Below are 18,334 nucleotides of genomic sequence, written 5' to 3'. Positions count from 1 at the left end.
ATTCTCTATTAACTACCATTCGGCTATTGAACCATCCTCATTTCTCCATATTGGATTATGCCAGTCATGACCAATCAAGCTCATCTTTTTAACATAATCTTCATCAACCGTGATACCTAATCCGGGACCACTTGGTATCTTTACCATCCCTCTTTCATATGAAAAAACCTCACTATTCGAGACATAGTCGAGAAGATCGTTAGAAGTGTTGTAATGAATACCCAGACTCTGCTCCTGTATCGCAGCATTGTGAGCCACAGCATCCAATTGCAGACAGGCAGCAAGTGCTATTGGTCCTAGAGGACAATGAGGAGCCACGGCCACATCATAAGCCTCGGCCATGGAAGCAATTTTCCGACATTCCGTAATGCCTCCAGCATGAGAAAGATCTGGTTGAATAATATCAACAGCGCGACTCTCCAATACTTTCTTAAAATCCCAGCGTGAAAATAATCGCTCTCCCAACGCAATAGGAATATGAGTCAATTTTGCCAATTGCTCTATGCCTTCCATATTTTCAGAAAGCAGTGGCTCTTCAATAAATATAGGATTGTACTCTTCCAATTTTTTAACCAATATCTTAGCCATAGGTTTGTGTACCCGACCATGAAAATCAATTCCGACGTTGATCTGATGACCAAAGCGCTCTCTTATCAAAGCCATCCGCTCCAAAAGCGCATCGATTTCAGCATAAGAATCCAAATAGCGCATTCTATTAGTGCCATTTATCTTGATGGTCCGAAAACCGAGATCAACCACCTTTTGAATTTCCTCCAAAATAACCTGTGGTTCGTCACCACCTACCCATGAGTACACTTCAATCTCGGTACGGCATTTCCCTCCAAGTAATTCATAAGTTGGTGCATTATAAAATTTACCTTTTATATCCCAAAGTGCTTGATCTATGCCTGCTATTGCACTCATGAGAATCGGTCCTCCACGATAAAAACTACCTCGATACATCATATTCCAGTGGTCTTCAATATCCATCGGATTTTTACCGATCAGTGTATCCATAAGCTCACGCACTGCGGCACTTACTGTATCTGCCTTACCTTCTAAAACAGGTTCACCCCAACCGATTATACCCTCGTCAGTGACAATTTTTAAAAACAACCATCTCGGCGGTACTTTAAAAAGCTCGTATGCTGTTATTTTCATAGATTAAAATTTATCCGCATGGTAAAGACCAGCAGTCAACCCTCCATCAACCATAAATTCACCTCCTGTTATATTAGAACTTGCTTCACCAGCTAAAAACGCAACCATATGAGCAATATCTAATGGTGTCGAAATTTTACCAGTTGCATGCAATTTCACAACATCAGCCTCGACTTGTGATGGGTTATCCTTATCGGCCAACCAGTTTTGATAGTGGTATGTATCCGTAAACCCTGGACATACACAGTTAACCCTAATTCCATATTTCCCGAGACTTAGCGCCATACTTCTTGTCATGGCATTGACCCCTCCTTTAGCTGCTGCATACATTTCTGTATCGGGCAAAGTTCTGAAAGCATGATTAGAAGATATATTAATAATTGATCCATGGCTAGCGTGCTTTATCATACTTTGGGCAACATACTTAGTACACAAAAATACACCTCTTAAATCCGTATTAATAACACGATCCCAGTCCTCTATTGTAGCTTCCAAAATTGATTTAAATAACGTGATTCCGGCATTGTTTACCAATATATCAATCGACCCAAAATAATGTTCTGTTTGTGCAACCATATTGATCACACTCTCTTCAGAACAAACATCAGTTTGTACAGCATAAGCCTGATAACCTTTATCAGTTAGTTTTTTTTGTAGTTCTTCACCTTCCTGATTACTGATGGTAGCGATGACGACTTTAGCACCACATGCAGCGAAGTATGTTGCAATACCCTCTCCAATACCTTTCCCTGCCCCCGTGACGATGACGACTTTATCTTTTACTTCGTTCATTAAAATAATGTGTGCTTGTTTATTAATATTTATATAATTCTTTAGCGTCTGAAGGCTAAATATATTTTCAACTCATGGAGTTTAAATTTTCACCAATTAAAACATCTCAATGATGTTAGACCCGATTATTTTTAGTTTCTGGCACATAAAGCCACAGGAATAAGAAATAGATCGTACATAAACCACCGAATATGGTAAATGTCTGAAATGTGGTCAATGTGGCAATCATGACTGGAAAAATATAAGTAATTCCAAAACATGCTACCCACAAAAAGGCAGAAGCAATGGACATGGCCTGCTCACGTATTCTCAAAGGAAAAATTTCAGCAATAATAACCCAGGTAACCGGTGCCAATGTCGCCGCATATGTTCCTATAAAAAGAAGAACAAGTACACTTACAAATTTTTGAGGAATGAAATCACCCTGGAAAGAAAGCCCGATCAAGAGCAATAAAATTGCCATGGCACCTGCACCTATCATCATCAGTTTTTTTCGTCCAACTTTATCGACTGTTCGAATAGCAACCAATGTAAACAACAGATTGACCGAACCAATCAAAATCTGTATTAACAATTGATTTTCAACGTCCATACCAACTTTTTCAAAAATAATTGGTGCATAAAACAAGACCGCATTAGCGCCCGATATTTGCTGAAAAACAGCGATTACGATAGCTATCAATAACAAAAAAGAATGTGGTTTTTGAAAGATGGAGCGATAGATCGCGCCGATAGAATCTTTTCCCTTTGTATTTTGACTCTGTAAATATTCCAGCTCATTAACCAATTCCTTCTCATCTACGGTATTTTCAAGAATACGTTTACCTTCGGCAAGTCTACCCTTATAAATCAACCATTTTGGACTTTCTGGGAAATAAAATGATGCGATCAAAAAAGCGGTTGCAGGAATTGCACCACTTATAAACATCCATCGCCAATTCCCTTCTATTCCTGAAAGAAAATAATTGGACAGATATGCCAACAAAATTCCAATTACAATAGCCATCTGATTTAAGGAAACCATTTTACCCCGGATCTTCTGCGGACTTATTTCCGCAATGTACAGTGGTGACAGAATAGAGGCTCCCCCTACACTAAAACCCGCCACTATACGCCAAAAAATAACACTATCAATGGTATTGGCTATTCCCATGAAAACAGAGGATATAATGAAAATGAGAGATACTAATATCAAAGAAGGCTTTCTTCCTAATCCTTGAGCGATTCGTCCAAAGGCCATAGCTCCAAAGATACAACCAACATACAAACAACTTGCCACCCAGCCCAACTGACTAGGTTCAAGGTTAAAATGTGGCACAATAAAAGGTATAGTTCCCGAAAAAATGGCAATATCAAAGCCAAACAGTAAGCCCCCCAAAGAAGCAATTAAACTATATAGTAATACCTTATTTTCTCTAGCATTCATAAACTTGGTTTTAGAACGACTAAATTAGAAAGAGATACAAACTTAAGAATGTATAATACGTGTGAATTAATGGATTATATGCTCATCCACTTTAACACTATTGCGGTAATGAGAAGGCGAAACACCCATATGATCTTTAAAAAGTCTTGAAAAATAATACTGATCCTCAAAACCTAGATCGAAAGAAATTTCTGATATTCTACTATCCGAAAACTGCAACATATAACAGGCCTTCTGTACTTTTAAATGGTTGAGATATTCGATAGGAGAATAACCTGTTCGCATTTTAAATAGCTTTGAAAAATGTGAAACAGAAAGATTACTATTATTTGCAATTTCCTTTAAACTTATTTTAGTATTAAAATTTGTTTTTAAATATAAAATAGAGCTGTTAATAATATCTCCTTTAGTTTCCGTCTTCCAGTTACTTGCTATTTCTCTATGAAGATATCCACTCAAAAAATAAGGTAAAGTCATCGATATACACTCCATAATCTCACGACCATATCCTTTTAGTAGCAGGGTATACATCTTCTCAAAAATAGATTTCATTTCCTCCCCAAAGACTAATACATTTTTGCCGATCAGTACATTTTTATAAATTCCGTTGACAATTTCACTGGCTTGTCTACCATTAACATGTATCCAATAGATAGTCCATGGATTTTTATAATCCGCTCGATAGGTATGAGCAGTATGTGCTGGAATTAAAATATATTCATTAGCATGAACTTGATAAAAGTCTGTGCCAATAGAAACTTCACCTCTACCATCCACACAGTGAATCAGAATATGTTGAGCACATCCTTTTTCTCGTTGTCGAAAGTGAAACTTAGCTTTAGGAAAATAACCGATATCAGTTATATAAAAATTACCAGAAATTTTTTCTGAACTATTTCGCTTAACAACAATAGGCGGAACGACAACGCAAACTTCACCATCAAAACCATCTTTTTTATTTTCAATACCATTCATTTTAAATTCATAAAAAGAAAATAATCCATGTAAATGAAAATTAACTCTATCTGCTCTTGTTAAACCAATATTATCTTTGTTAAAACAAAACGACTATAAGCATATTACCAAAGGTAAGAATAATCCCTAATAAAGATACCTTTAAAATTAGGGATCCGATTATGATGAGTACTGGGATTTTATATCCTTCAGAAATAAACTAAAAATAGGACTAAAAATACACATTATAATCGTTCATACCGATAGTTTAAATTGTAATACATGACAAGACCATCGAACAACAATCAGACTAATTATGATAAAAAAAATTTCTATTTCTGAAGGATTTAAGGGAGAAGAGGCTATTTCATTACCTTTGGATATCCTCCAAATGCATTCATTGCATCCAGCTAAAACAAGTCTTTTTATCACGCATATTGGGTATTATCCAGAAGCTAAACATCATCTTAGGAACAGAGAAAAAGGTTGTAACGAACATATTATTATTTACTGTTCACATGGAATAGGATGGATTAAACATGAAGACCGAACAGTGTATCTATCTGCGGATCATTTCTACCTTATACCTGCAGGAGAACCACATAGTTATGGAAGCAAAGATACCAATCCATGGAGCATTTATTGGATACATTTTAAAGGGAACGACAGTGGTTTTGTACAGTCCTTAAAAGGAAAGCCGCTTTCTTTAAAAAATATGGGATCACAAAGCAAAAAGCATAGTCTCGATCTTTTCCATAATATTTATGAAAATCTCAAATTTGGTTATCATGCAGAAACACTAGAATACATTAGTTTTACACTACTGTACTTCTTGGCATCATTAAAATACCAAGAGCAATATCATCGCAACAACCGTCTCGACAGCGAAAACATTATTAATAAAAGCATTCTAATTATGAAAGAAAATTTAGAAAAGAAACTCACCCTACAGGAATTATCAACTTTTGTGGGCTACTCATCCTCGCACCTTACTAGACTTTTTACAGAAAAGATGAATAGCTCTCCAATGGTTTATTATAATCGGATCCGACTCGAACAAGCTTGCCAATATCTAAAATATTCATCATACAAAATAAAAGAAATTGCCTTTAAACTGGGTTATTTTGACCCTTATCACTTTTCAAGAAGCTTTAATAAAGAAATGGGAATTACTCCCAAGATTTATCGGCTGCAGTACAACAAAACGATTGAATAGATGAATAAATTACGACTTTAATAATAAAAGTGAAGAAAGCAACTTATCACACTTTCAAAAAATGCGGTAAGTTGTTTTCAATCTTATTATATGATCCTATAATGAAATACAGCTCCACTGTTTGGATACTGCAAAAGTTGCTGTTCATTTAGCCCCACTCTCGCAGTTGAAATAAACAAATCTTGATTATTTGGCCCCCCAAAAGTACAAGATGTAACATGAGGTGCATCAACATATATTCTATCTAAAAGTATTCCTGTATTTATATCCCAACAATATACACCATATCCACCCCAGTGCGCAACCCACAAATGACCATCAGGACCTATACACATGCCATCCGGAGAACCGTATGCTATCGGAATTTTTAACAACACCTCATAACTTATATGTTCACTTTGAAATTTTGTAAAATCATAACGGCGGATTTCATTCGTAGATGTATCAATAAAGTAAGTATAGGGCAATTCTCCACTCCAAACGATTCCGTTAGGAATGGAAACCGCATCAAGCATTACCTGCAATCTTTGATCTTTATAACAATATAATTTTCCACGTCCATGATACGCGTCCATATGCATTGTTCCAATCCAAAGATTACCGTCAGGGTCAAGTCCTCCATCATTTGTTCTGATACTCCCATCCTCTTCAGGAATATCAATTATAGGCGTTACAATGTTGGTATTCTCTTCCCAATAAGCCAGCATACCTTGCATAGCCACAATAAAACCATCTTGACCATCTGGTACAATCTTGCTGATGTATTTATCCGTATTCCATACCGTTACACCTTCTGATCCTAAGTTATATTTATAGATATGTTTATCTAAAATATCTACCCAATACAAGCTGTTTTTACGGTTATCCCATACGATACTCTCTCCCAACTGGCAAGTTGACTTAACCAATACTTTAGCCTTTTTCATGAAATATGATGATTATTTAGAGCTCATTAGCTCAGTTTTATCAGTTAACTAGAATAAATCATTAGCAAAATTAATGAACTTATTACCTGATTACCATGTATTAAAATATCAAATAAATGTATAAAGTTATTGTATACACTAGAATTACCTAAATCCGCACGCCATCTCAAACAAAAATATTCCTGATCCGACCCTTAGTCTTGCATCAAAGCACTTCGGCCACCATCAATAAGGTAGGTCGTTCCATTAGCAAACGCCGCATAATCGCTTGCTAAAAACACACACCAAGCACCGATTTCCTCAGGGGTTCCTAAACGTTTCACAGGATGAAGCGCAATGGTAGAAGCTCTTGCCTTCTCTGCATCATCGAAAGAATTAAACCATTTTTGATTTCCAGGTGTATCAATAAAACCTGGTGCAATACCGACAGTACGAATATGAGGAGCCCATTCAATGGCCATGGCCTTCACCATAGCTAGTAAACCTGCTTTAGCTACATTGTATGGAAAACAACCTTTCATAGAAGAATAAGCATGATTAGATGTCATGATAATAAAAACACCTTGATCAGCTTGATCTAGTAATGGCTTCATTTTTTTTCCCACATGCCAATGTGATTCAAGATTAAGATGTTGATTGAGATCCCATTTTTCCTGATCACAGTTTTCAACAGTATCAAATACATTCATTCCTGCATTAGAAACGATTACATCAAGTTTTCCATAACTTTGAACCAACTCATCTGCGAATAGTTGAATCTCCATAGCCTGGGTTAAATCCACCTGATAATAAATTGCATCATCAGTATAGACCATCATCTGTTGTCGATAGTATTGTACCTGCACTCCATCAGCAGGTTGCTCTGCGCATGCAATAACGCGTGCTCCGGCTTGAGCAAATCGGATAGAAGTACCCAATCCAATACCAGATATCCCTCCCGTGACTAATACAGTCTTCCCTTTTAAATCAATTGATAATGCCATCGTAACTATTAAACGTAAAATCCAGGTCTTGGTTCTAATATTCCTGGATGTTTTTCCATTTCCTCTTCTACCAGATCCACTCCTAATCCAGGTCTGTCACTTAATGAAAGTACACCATTTTGAACCATATCCGCAATTGGATGATCGATAACAGTATCTCTCCAAGCAACATCGTTAAACATAAATTCCTGTCTAAAGAAGTTAGGCACAGAAGCACATACATGTGCGCTTGCCAATGTCGACAAAGGTCCATTTGGATTGTGTGGCGCTAATAAAACATTATAGGCCTCCATCATCGTTGCCATACGCTTCATTTCGGATGGTCCTCCACAACGGGTAATATCGGGCATCATAATATCACAGATATTTTTTTCCAAAACAGGTCGGATACCATGTCTTGTATAGTGACGTTCACCGACACAAATCGATACATTTGAAGGAATCCGTTCACGCATAGCTCGTAAAGTATCTGCGCTTTCCGGACCTGCAGGTTCTTCATACCAGGTAATATCTAATGCTGATAGGCGTTGTGCCATCTTCACTGCAACCCGATAATTCAACATTGCATGTGTCTCGATCATCATATCAAAATCAGGACCAACCGCATCACGTACAGCTTTACTCACATTAAAAGCTAAATCCTGTTGCTCCGAAGTCAAGGTTAAATTAGGAGCAAGATCTTCTCCATATAAATAATTAGTATGTGCAAATGGATCAAATTTAAGGCCTGTAAAACCAGCTTCTTTTACTTTAAGCGCTTGTGCGGCATAATCTTCTCCATTATGTCCCCCACCAGTGAACCAATAATTAGCATAAAGCAAAATATCTTTACGGAAAGCGCCTCCCAACAATTCATAACAAGGCACACCTAACACTTTAGCTTTTAAATCCAGGAGCGCCATATCTATTCCACTGATGGCACACATACTAGCACCATAGGGACCAACCCAATTGAGATCACGGTAAAGCTTTGTCCATATAAAGTCAGTCCGCATCGGATCTAAACCGATGATACGCTGACCTACATGTTTTGCTGCTTCAAACACCAAAGGACTTCCTGGCCAATTTGTTGCTTCCCCAACACCAGTATGACCTGTATCCGTATAAATTTTTAATAGTGTCCAGTTGTATTTTACTCCCTCTACCAACCAGACTTTTACATCCACTATTTTCATTAGAATATATATTTATGAGTCTATTTTTTCAACGACATCTTAAGCTCGTTACACTCTTCTTAATTTTTAAAGACTATAAAACTAGTCCATTTTCATTCTTTCAGGCATAAACTCTTCTAGCGAGAGTTTATGCTTATTTTTATATTTAAAGTTACGTATTAATCAATCTGTAAGATCATACTTCCTTTTATCACATCACCTTTTTTAAGTGTAATCCGACCGTCTGTAAAGGGACTTCCATAAAAGGGTTCAGAACCACTGTTCGTATAATCAGCAACTAACCATTGAATATGTTCATCCTGTTTCCAGGTACGGGAAGCTTGCTTGCCTGTAGCTAATAGATTTACCTGTTTACGATCAGCAGTCTTTAAAGAAGCAGTCATCACCCTAGCCTTTGTAGACCTAAAATCATTTGATCCCATCGTATTTGCATCATCCTTCCAAGCTTTCGCAACCGGCTCTCCATGCGCTTCAACCTCATATACATTGTTCGCATTTAACTTCGCTACACCATGATTTCTACCTATGTGCGTTTCGGGATAATAAGAGAAATCTCCTTTTCTAGACCATTTAAGTTCATCATAGTGCAAAGGTAGTTCTAACATTAAACCATACTGATAAACAGAAACTTCACCAGCCTGATAATTCATTTCATAGTTTGTTTTAAACAGACCTTCTTTTGTAAAAATGAACTGTTGCTTACCTGTACCTTGTTGATACGTCAGATTCAAATCGACAACGATACTATCTTTATCATCGCGAGCCTGTACCTGTGTTGCAAACAAAGTGTACTGTTCATAATGCTTGATCGGATATATATTATTTTGATACGTCTCCCCTGCTACATTTGGTTTTCCACCATCCTCAGCATTTGCAGCAATAATAGCCACAGATGGTCCTTTAGAAAATACTTGTTCACCATAAGTTCTAGCAGCAGTCATTAATCCATAAGTTTTGCTGATCGTATACACAACATCTCCTTGGGTAATATAAACAAATGCCGAATCCTGTTTCAAAGCTAATGCTTTAGGTGTTCCATTTACTGTTACTGCTTTTGGCGTTTCAAAAATCTCATGTTCAACCTCAAAACCACGAGCATCATTGACAATAATTTCAACCTTATTGAATACACCCGAAGCATTTGGAACAATAAGTTTACCTGCTGAACGAGCTTGCAGATTAGAAGTTACCGGAATTAATTTACCATCAACCATCACTTTTATTTCCACATCTTTTAATGAACGGAAATCATAACGATTTTCAACATCGAAGGTGATATTATTGGAATTACTTTTTAAATTAGAAATACGTACTGGAGAATAGGCTTTTTTCATCCCAAAATATTCTGGTTTTTCTCTTCTCCAGCCATCAATTGGTCCCCAAGGTCCATAACCTACAATCCTTCCATCCGGCATATGGAAAGTATCATCAATACCGCTCCAAATTGCTCCGCCCAAATTCCCTTTATGAACATACATCGAGTCAAAATAAGTGACCATTGGTGCATTAAATGCATCTCTTACCCCTGGGTCCGTCAATAGTTCTCTTCTATTATAATCCGATAAATGCGCGTATTCACCAAACAAAGTAGGTCTGCTCATTGTATCTGTAGCTTTTGGTCCATTAATTCCCGGATAGTGATAATTAGCAATATCAGCTTTACTACCAGCATTGTTAAAACTTCCCCAAGTTTGATCATGAAATACAGTAGGCCGAGTTTTATCCAACGCTTTTACGGTCTTGTTTACTTCAGCCCATAAATCACTCCACCTAGACTCATTACCCAATGACCAGAAGATGATCGATGGATGCTTTCTATTGCTCACGACATTATCCATATTTGCACGTAGCATTGTAGGCAAAAATTTCGGATCTTGATAATTCCAATGACGCCAGATAGGTGAAGCATGGTGCTGTATCCAGTTTAGAGCCGATTCACTTTCTACATACAAGCCCAGTTCATCTGCCGCATTTAAAAACTCTTCAGAAGGTGGGTAGTGTGAAGTACGGATATAGTTGAGATTACCCGCTAAAAACACTTCAACATCCTTTCTATCCAAAACTGGATCAGATGCTCTACCCATTAACGGATGTACAGCATGACGGTTTACCCCTTTCAACTTAACCGGACGACCATTAACCAACAATTCATGACCTCGAATCTTAATCTCACGGAAACCAACTTTTTGTACATTCGATTGTACCACTTGAGTTCCATTCAACAATGAGGTAGTCAATTCATACAAATACGGACTTTCAGCAGTCCAATGCTTAGGCTTTGATACCTGAATATCCAAATCAAACGGTATTGTCTGATTTCCTGTCGCCGATTTTTCAGCTGTTTTCTTTTCAAAAACAGTTTTACCACTTTTATCTTTTAGCGTATATTGAATAGCTAGATCTTGATTTCCGGATGTATTATTAGCCACAAGTGCCTGCAAATGAAGTTTAGCATCTTGATATTTAGGATCAAATTTAACCTCCACATCTAAATCAGCAACATGAGTCTCAGGAAGCGCAAATAAAGTCACTTTCCTCAAAATACCGCCAACCGTATGCGCTGCGTACTGGGACACACACGAAAGAATATCACTGATCGTATTGGCACGTACCTCAACAGTCAAGATGTTAGTACCAGACTTCACTGCTTTCGTAATATCCATTTCAAAAGCAACAAAACCTCCTTCATGTTCTCCTATATATTGCCCATTCATTTTCACCACAGCATTTGAACTAACAGCATCAAATTTTAGAGCAATACGTTTATCTTTCCAAGATTCGGGAATAGAAATCTGTTTTTCATAAACCGCTTTTTCACCCGCTTTAACCTCATATCCTTGCATTTCCCATTCACCAGGAACTTTTATAGTCGTCGGTTTTCCATTTTCAACCCGAAAGGACCATACTCCATTTAATGAGATCTGCGGTTGATCGATACCTTCCACCTTCGCAGGTAAAGGAGAAAGTATTTTTATGTTAGCACTTTGCTGCGCTAGACCTAAGTGTCCAAACCCCAGTAGCAGTACAACCATTACTGCGTTAATCTTTATTATATTCATCAGAATAACATTACATCTTGAGCTCACACGCTCGGTTTATGTATAATTTCAAAAATTGTTCGTTGATGAGTAATAAGCTTCTTATTACATGATACCATAGGTATCAAAAGCTTCTTTAGCACCCATACCCTCTAAAACCTTTTTCAAAACAACTTTTTCACTTCGAGCTTTTTCCAATGCCCGAGTAAAAACTTCGACTTCATGCTCCTTCGGCACTAAACAAACACCATCAATATCTCCGATTAAAATATCTCCATCTTGAATCATAATATTGTTGATGCATATGGGCACTCTCCAATCAATCACCTTGCCACGAGGAGCTTGATCCTGTGCATAATTGCCCATGGAGAAACAAGGAAAATCTAGTGCTAATATACCATTCGTATCTCTAGAATAACCATTTACAATCGCACCAGCAGCACCCAACATTTTTGCTCGTGCGCTCATGATTTCACCCCACAAAGCATAACTTGGTGACGAACCACTACAAATATAGATTTCATCCTCTTTAAGATCATCCAAAGCTTCCAGCATATAACCAAAAGTTTTAGCTAGAACCGGATTTTTAGATGTTGACTCTCCCAATGAACTCACATCGGCTTCCAATACAGTCATTGCTCTTCCTACAACAAACATATCGTCACGAATGGAACGGATATTTGGTGGTAAAAACTGATGGTACATCCCCATCTTATCCATAATATCACCAATGACTGCTGTAAATAATTCTCTGCGGATCAGCGCGAATAATTCCTTATCATTGTTCCACTCTACTTGCAAATTTGTCTCCATTTTATATTTTTTATTATTGCTATTATTATTGATTACCAAAAAACGATATACAAGGCGGTCAACACGCCTATAATTAACAAACTAACCACTTTAAATAAATCTGACACCACAAACATTTCCTTCTCTAAGATCAATTCCTGCTGCTTTTTTCTTTTCTTATCAAAGACACTAATGACCGTCATCGTGATCACTGTACAGACAAAAACCACAAGAATACGATTCATAAAAGGCATCTGATCCAACCATACATTCTTAAACAAAATCGAATAAAAGAAAGTCGATAGCGCTCCACCAATAGCGGCGTTAGAAGTTGTCCATTTTGTCAAAATACCCATTAAGAAAATAGCCAGTACACCAGGTGTTATAAAGCCCGTAAATTCTTGAATAAATTGAAACCCTTGATCCAGATTACTTAATAATGGTGCTAATGCAGCTCCAATAAATAGCGAAACTACAACCGAGATTTTACCCAATTTGACTAAAAAAGACTCTTCAATCGGTTTGGTTTGCGTATTTTTATAAATATCCAGCGATACAATTGTCGCAATACTATTCACTTTGCCAGCTAATGAAGCCACAATAGCTGCCGTCAATGCGGCAAAAGCCATTCCTTTAAATCCAGTAGGCAAAATCGATAACAGTAATGGATACGCTTTATCAGGCTTAACGATATCTCCGTCCATCATACCGTTTTGAAATAGCGGATTATTCCCACTCTGATACAGATAAAATGCAGCAATACCTGGTAAAACGACAATCAAAGGCATCAGTAATTTCATAAATGCGGCAAATAACATCCCCTGTTGCGCAGTGGCTAGATTTTTAGCTCCTAATGCCCGTTGTGTTATATACTGATTACAACCCCAATAAGAAAGATTCATAATCCACATACCACCTATCAGCACGGACCAGCCCGGTAGATCCATGTAAGCATCACCACCATCGGGTTTAGTCAATTGTCCTTTTTCAATAAAAAGATGAAAATGAGAAGGCACCTCTGCTTTCAATACTTTCAAGCCATTCCACCACCCTGACAATCCTTCAGCATCAGCTACCAAGCTTAGTGCAATATAAGTTGTGGTCAAGCCACCGATAATTAACAGGACTACCTGTACTACATCCGTATAACCAATGACTTTCATTCCCCCCAAGGCAATAAATCCAGCCAATATGGCCAAAATCCAGATACACCATACAAATGGAACATCCGCAATTGCATGTATTGCCAAAGCTCCCAAATATAGGATTGATGTAAGATTAACAAAAACATATACCAAGACCCAAAACACAGCCATGATCATACTCACCCGATTATCAAACCGCTTTCTCAGAAATTCGGGCATCGTATAAATCTTGTTCCTCAGATAAATAGGCAAAAAGAATACCGCGACAATGATCAAACCTAGGGCTGCCATCCATTCGTAGGAAGCAATTGCAATCCCCAGGGCAAATCCGGAACCAGACATTCCGATAAACTGTTCTGCAGATATATTAGAAGCAATGATGGACGCTCCAATCGCCCACCATGCTAATGATCCCTCTGCGAGGAAAAAATCATGACTTAAAGAGCCCGAAGTCTCCTTTTTCTTATAGATATAATATCCATATCCACCCACAAGAATGAAGTACAGCACATAGATCAATTGATCAATCCAAGTTAACATATGTAGTTAATTTTATAATTAAAATCTTAAGGTTATAGCACCGTTACATGGAGACGCTTCTAACGTTTTGCAGTAGTTCCCCCAGGCAATTTCAGGATAATCCCATTTGTTATTGACAAACAGTATAACTTGCTCACCCTCCATACGGTCTATGCGACAAGCAACATCACCCTTTGGTGCTATCACAGAAACCCGGGATGACTTCCCTGAAGAAAGGGTGTAATAAAACGCATGCTCTTTCATACTTTTTGCTTTATTGGTCAATGGATGTTCACTTCGAGCACCTCTATCGGACCAGTAATAATAATTATGCGTGTCTTGATCCCATCCTTGAGTCGGTTTCACACCATAATCCGCTTGTTTACTTTTATAAAGATCGGCAGTACCCTCATTCCCTGCGAACTCTCCTTCCGGGTAATAATTCCAATATCCATCTCTCTTCCACTTCAGATGATCCAGATCATTAGGCATATAATACTTTACTCCGATCTCCCTCAAGTACCCATTAGGCTCTCCCACAGTTCGATAAGCAGTTGTCATTTCCCCCTCTTGCTTAATCATAATATCAAAATATACTTGTAAACCCTGATAAGATCCAGCAATAGAAATAAACGCAATTCCATCTTTTATTTCACACTTAACAGTAGTTTTCTTCCAATCTTTATCGTAAATCAAATATTTATTTGCACTTTTTCTAATCTCTGCACCCGTTAAATGATTCAGGTTTACATCCATATTCAAGAAAGGTCCTTTTTCGATAAACACCTTCCCATTAGTAGTTGCACCTTCAATCAACCCTGTTTCCTTCGAAATAGGTATTTCAAAATTATGTCCCTTGATGATAAAATTTTCTTTACTTTCCACCAGTTTAAGTTTCCCTTTATGTGAAGCTTCGGGCATATCGATAGGTCGTTCACCAAAATAGTATTCGTAAGTATCCACGACACGACCTTCCTGATCAATAAAGTTTAAGCGTACTGCACTACCCTCTTTCCATTCTTCCGCCGGTAATTCAAATTGTCCTTTAGCATGGGGTTCAATGGAAGGCAAGGCAATTGTCTTCGTACGTCCTTCATAAGTATATGCTAATTTTACTTCATTCAAATTGGTGTGATCATACCGATTGTACACATCAAATAGAATTTGTTTATTAGCCGAAAACTTTTTCACGATCTTGCCCTCATTTAATATCCGAATGGGAGACTGTGCTTTCTTCGTCGACCAGAATTCAGGTTTAAGTCTTCTCCACACATCAACAATACCCCATTCTCCATATCCTACAGCATGGCCTTGATATCCCTCTGGCTTAGCAGATTTTGCAAATTCATTCCAAAATGGTGTACCTTTTTTTAAATTTTGCGGAATATTAAACGTATCATCTACATATCCCCAGATCGCACCACCCAATCCACCTTTGGTCGGAAATAACCTTCCCCACATCATATCCATCGAGATTCCCCAAAATTCTCTAATATTCGGATCATCACGTAAGGTTTGATAAGTGTAACAAGCAGGATGTGCCCACTCATCAAACAAAGCAGGTATACCATGTCCTTCATATCCTTTGGTTGTCTTTCCAAACTGTGTCAGGTTACCATTAACATCCTGATAGTGCATACTCAATATTTCATAAATCTTCGCATCACTAGATTGCGATCCTGGGTAACTCCAGATAACAGGCCTGGTTTGATCGGCATTTTTAACCAGATCCCAACTTTTTCTGAAATTACTTCCGTAGATAGATTCATTTCCAATAGACCAGATAATAACCGATGGATGTGTTCTAAAAGTATTGACCATTTCGCGACATTGGCTCAGATATTGATCCGTGTGATTGGGATCATTTTGAGTAGCGCCAGGTGCATAATTCTTTTGTCTATAGGTATCAACAAAACAAACAGCTGTTTCTACTTCTACATAAATTCCATAGCGGTTACAGAATTCAACAAATCGTTCTGATGGCGGATAATGTGAAGTTCTTACAAAATTAATATGAGCATCTTTAAACAATTTAACATCCAAACTATCGTAGTAAGGTACACTAACACGGCCTAAAGTAGGATGAACATCATGACGATTAGCCCCTCTTAATTTAACAGGTTTCCCATTCACAAACATCTGGTCTTCAACAATCTTAACTTCACGAAATCCGATCGCTTTACTAAACGCATACGTATCATTACCGTCTTTTTTAATTTTAACGTCAAGACGATAAAGATTAGGATGTTCAGCATCCCATTTCAAAGGATTAGCTATTGGAAAACTATTGCTATTGTGACCTTTGTTTACCACAAATTGTTGTTCAGACTCAGGAACGAGGTTATTCTTACTGTCATATAATGCATAATGAACAGTAACTCCTTGCGCCTCTTCCAACGTATAATTTAATCGTAAGACAGCATCCTTAAAATGCTGATCTAAATCCGTTTCAACACCAAAATCATGTATACTATTTGTAGCAGTTGCAAATAGGGTAACATCTCTTAATATCCCTCCAATCGGATGATGTGCATACCCCGAAGCGTAAGATATATCCTCCAGTTTATCTTTAACTTCCAATAATAGTTCATTTTCCTTATCAAAATTAACATAAGGACTGATATCCGTTTCCCAGCGTGTAAAGCCACCTTTATGGGTTCTGATTATCTTTCCATTAATATTTAATGTCGCTTGACTATAGACACCATCAAATCTCAAAACAATCTTTTTCCCCTTAAAATCTTTTGGAAGCGTAAACTTTCTTTTATAAAAAAAGGATTTGTCATGTTCTATTCCATACCCTTGCATCACGGCTTCCCCCGGTACTTGTATTGGTGTCCAATCGGATTGCTTATCAAATTGAAACTGCCACTCTCCGTTGAGTGATAGTACAGGATTTTTGACCTGGCTTGTTTTTTTTGGTAACTCATAAGCGAACTCCTGCCCCAAAACACCGAGATGAGAAACAGCTAAAAACAAAAATATCACTACTAATTTCAACATCTTCATTCTAAAAATTGGTTATTATACACATAAAAGATTTACTATCACTTTCTATGATACGAACAGGCGTACATATAATTCAAAGTTATCGCTCCTACGAACAACAAACTAAAACTTGATACACACGAAATAAAACTTTTTACACCTATTAATAACTACTATCAATCAAAATCAATCAGTATTGTTTCATTCGAAAAATTATTACATATATTTGCAACACAATTATATGATCATAACCTCTTATGAAAGAACAATTTATTGAACTATCTCCACCTCATGAGAAAACTATTCTGATTAAACAAGTCGATCAGGAGTTTTTGAGCAATCCTTTACATTTTCATGAATTATGTGAACTCGTCCTGATTTTAGAAAGTTATGGCAAACGCGTTGTAGGCAATCATGTTGATAGTTTTAATGCTGGTGACCTTGTCCTCATGGGGCCTAATATCCCTCACATCTGGCGTAATGACGATATTTTTCTTAATCCTCAACATGATGAACGTGCAAGAGCAATCGTCCTCTATTTTCCAGCAGATTTTTTACTTCGACTTACAGATGATCAAGCAACCATTAGTGCTATGCAACAATTCATCAAAAGGTCAAAAAGAGGATTAAGATTTCACGGACAAACCTTAGAGAAAGCTACCGAATTAATTAAAAGTTTAGCTCAGAAAAAAAGTTTTTCAAGAATCACTGGATTTCTAAATCTTATTGAATTGCTTCATCAAGCAAATGAATGTGAGAATTTAGCTTCAGAAGGATACAAACCTAGTTTTAGCGAACAAGAAACCAATCGGATTAATAATGTATACATTTATGTTATGCAGAACTTCAGTGAAGAAGTCTCATTAGGAGTGGCGGCAGAATTAGTCAATATGACCCCAAATGCATTTTGTCGTTTTTTTAAACGCCATACTCAAAAATCATTTTCCAAATTTGTCAATGAAATGCGTATAGGGCATGCGTGTAAATTATTGATGAATAAACAACTTTCGATTTCTGAAATCTGCTATCAAAGTGGTTATCAAAACCTGACTAACTTTAATAAATTCTTTAAGACTATTATGCAAAAAAGTCCTAGAGAATACCGCAAAGAAATGGATATGTAAATCTTAACTGCAACCTATTGAAGGTAAAAGAATATATTCAATAGGTTGATTTTGTTCCAATTCAATGTATAAATATCCAAACAAAATTTACCCCT

13 protein-coding genes are annotated in these 18,334 nt (G+C 37.2%); 2 read left to right on the top strand and 11 right to left on the bottom strand.

Annotated elements, in window-relative coordinates; genetic code table 11:
• Positions 1-12: 12 nt before the first annotated feature.
• From dgoD to MUB18_RS11580, 4 genes are all read right to left on the bottom strand, one after another.
• Positions 13-1,161 carry a galactonate dehydratase gene (gene dgoD / locus MUB18_RS11595; protein WP_248753187.1) on the bottom strand — a complete coding sequence of 383 codons (1,149 nt, stop codon included), beginning with the start codon at positions 1,159-1,161 and terminating at the stop codon, positions 13-15.
• A gap of 3 nt (positions 1,162-1,164) precedes the next feature.
• The gene (locus MUB18_RS11590; protein ID WP_248753186.1) at positions 1,165-1,953 is read right to left on the bottom strand and encodes an SDR family NAD(P)-dependent oxidoreductase; all 789 of its coding nucleotides are present in this window, start codon (positions 1,951-1,953) and stop codon (positions 1,165-1,167) included.
• Positions 1,954-2,068: 115 nt separating this feature from the next.
• Positions 2,069-3,379 carry a sugar porter family MFS transporter gene (locus MUB18_RS11585; RefSeq protein ID WP_248753185.1) on the bottom strand — a complete coding sequence of 437 codons (1,311 nt, stop codon included), beginning with the start codon at positions 3,377-3,379 and terminating at the stop codon, positions 2,069-2,071.
• Between the two features lie 66 nt (positions 3,380-3,445).
• Positions 3,446-4,354, bottom strand: coding sequence for a helix-turn-helix domain-containing protein (locus MUB18_RS11580; RefSeq protein ID WP_248753184.1), 909 nt, complete (start codon positions 4,352-4,354; stop codon positions 3,446-3,448).
• Between the two features lie 295 nt (positions 4,355-4,649).
• Here MUB18_RS11580 and MUB18_RS11575 point away from each other — a divergent pair, with 295 nt between their 5' ends.
• Positions 4,650-5,549 (top strand): AraC family transcriptional regulator, encoded by a 900-nt coding sequence (locus MUB18_RS11575; protein WP_248753183.1) that lies wholly within the window; start codon positions 4,650-4,652, stop codon positions 5,547-5,549.
• 86 nt (positions 5,550-5,635) lie between these two features.
• On the opposite strand, the gene MUB18_RS11570 is transcribed toward MUB18_RS11575, so the two are convergent.
• The 7 genes from MUB18_RS11570 to MUB18_RS11540 all read right to left on the bottom strand — a co-directional run bounded on the left by MUB18_RS11570 (position 5,636) and on the right by MUB18_RS11540 (position 17,130).
• Positions 5,636-6,475: an SMP-30/gluconolactonase/LRE family protein gene (locus MUB18_RS11570; RefSeq protein ID WP_248753182.1), complete on the bottom strand. Its 840-nt coding sequence runs from the start codon at positions 6,473-6,475 to the stop codon at positions 5,636-5,638.
• Between the two features lie 194 nt (positions 6,476-6,669).
• Positions 6,670-7,458, bottom strand: a complete 789-nt coding sequence (locus tag MUB18_RS11565) for an SDR family NAD(P)-dependent oxidoreductase (RefSeq protein ID WP_248753181.1) — start codon at positions 7,456-7,458, stop codon at positions 6,670-6,672.
• Positions 7,459-7,466: 8 nt separating this feature from the next.
• The gene (locus tag MUB18_RS11560; protein ID WP_248753180.1) at positions 7,467-8,633 is read right to left on the bottom strand and encodes a mandelate racemase/muconate lactonizing enzyme family protein; all 1,167 of its coding nucleotides are present in this window, start codon (positions 8,631-8,633) and stop codon (positions 7,467-7,469) included.
• A gap of 158 nt (positions 8,634-8,791) precedes the next feature.
• The gene (locus MUB18_RS11555; protein ID WP_248753179.1) at positions 8,792-11,692 is read right to left on the bottom strand and encodes a glycoside hydrolase family 2 protein; all 2,901 of its coding nucleotides are present in this window, start codon (positions 11,690-11,692) and stop codon (positions 8,792-8,794) included.
• A gap of 84 nt (positions 11,693-11,776) precedes the next feature.
• A complete protein-coding gene (locus tag MUB18_RS11550) occupies positions 11,777-12,484 on the bottom strand; it encodes an RraA family protein (RefSeq protein ID WP_132770214.1) in 708 nt (235 codons plus the stop codon).
• 32 nt (positions 12,485-12,516) lie between these two features.
• Positions 12,517-14,148, bottom strand: a complete 1,632-nt coding sequence (locus MUB18_RS11545; RefSeq protein WP_248753178.1) for a sodium:solute symporter family transporter — start codon at positions 14,146-14,148, stop codon at positions 12,517-12,519.
• Between the two features lie 18 nt (positions 14,149-14,166).
• Positions 14,167-17,130 carry a glycoside hydrolase family 2 protein gene (locus MUB18_RS11540; protein WP_248753177.1) on the bottom strand — a complete coding sequence of 988 codons (2,964 nt, stop codon included), beginning with the start codon at positions 17,128-17,130 and terminating at the stop codon, positions 14,167-14,169.
• A 242-nt stretch (positions 17,131-17,372) separates the two neighbouring features.
• On the opposite strand from MUB18_RS11540, the gene MUB18_RS11535 reads away from it, so the two are divergent.
• Positions 17,373-18,239 carry an AraC family transcriptional regulator gene (locus MUB18_RS11535; protein WP_248753176.1) on the top strand — a complete coding sequence of 289 codons (867 nt, stop codon included), beginning with the start codon at positions 17,373-17,375 and terminating at the stop codon, positions 18,237-18,239.
• Positions 18,240-18,334 lie beyond the last annotated feature (95 nt).

It is taken from the genome of Sphingobacterium sp. PCS056, assembly GCF_023273895.1.
In the GTDB taxonomy this organism is placed as follows: domain Bacteria; phylum Bacteroidota; class Bacteroidia; order Sphingobacteriales; family Sphingobacteriaceae; genus Sphingobacterium.
The sequence above is the reverse complement of the archived record's forward strand: the minus strand, read 5'-3'. Positions and strand labels throughout refer to the sequence as shown.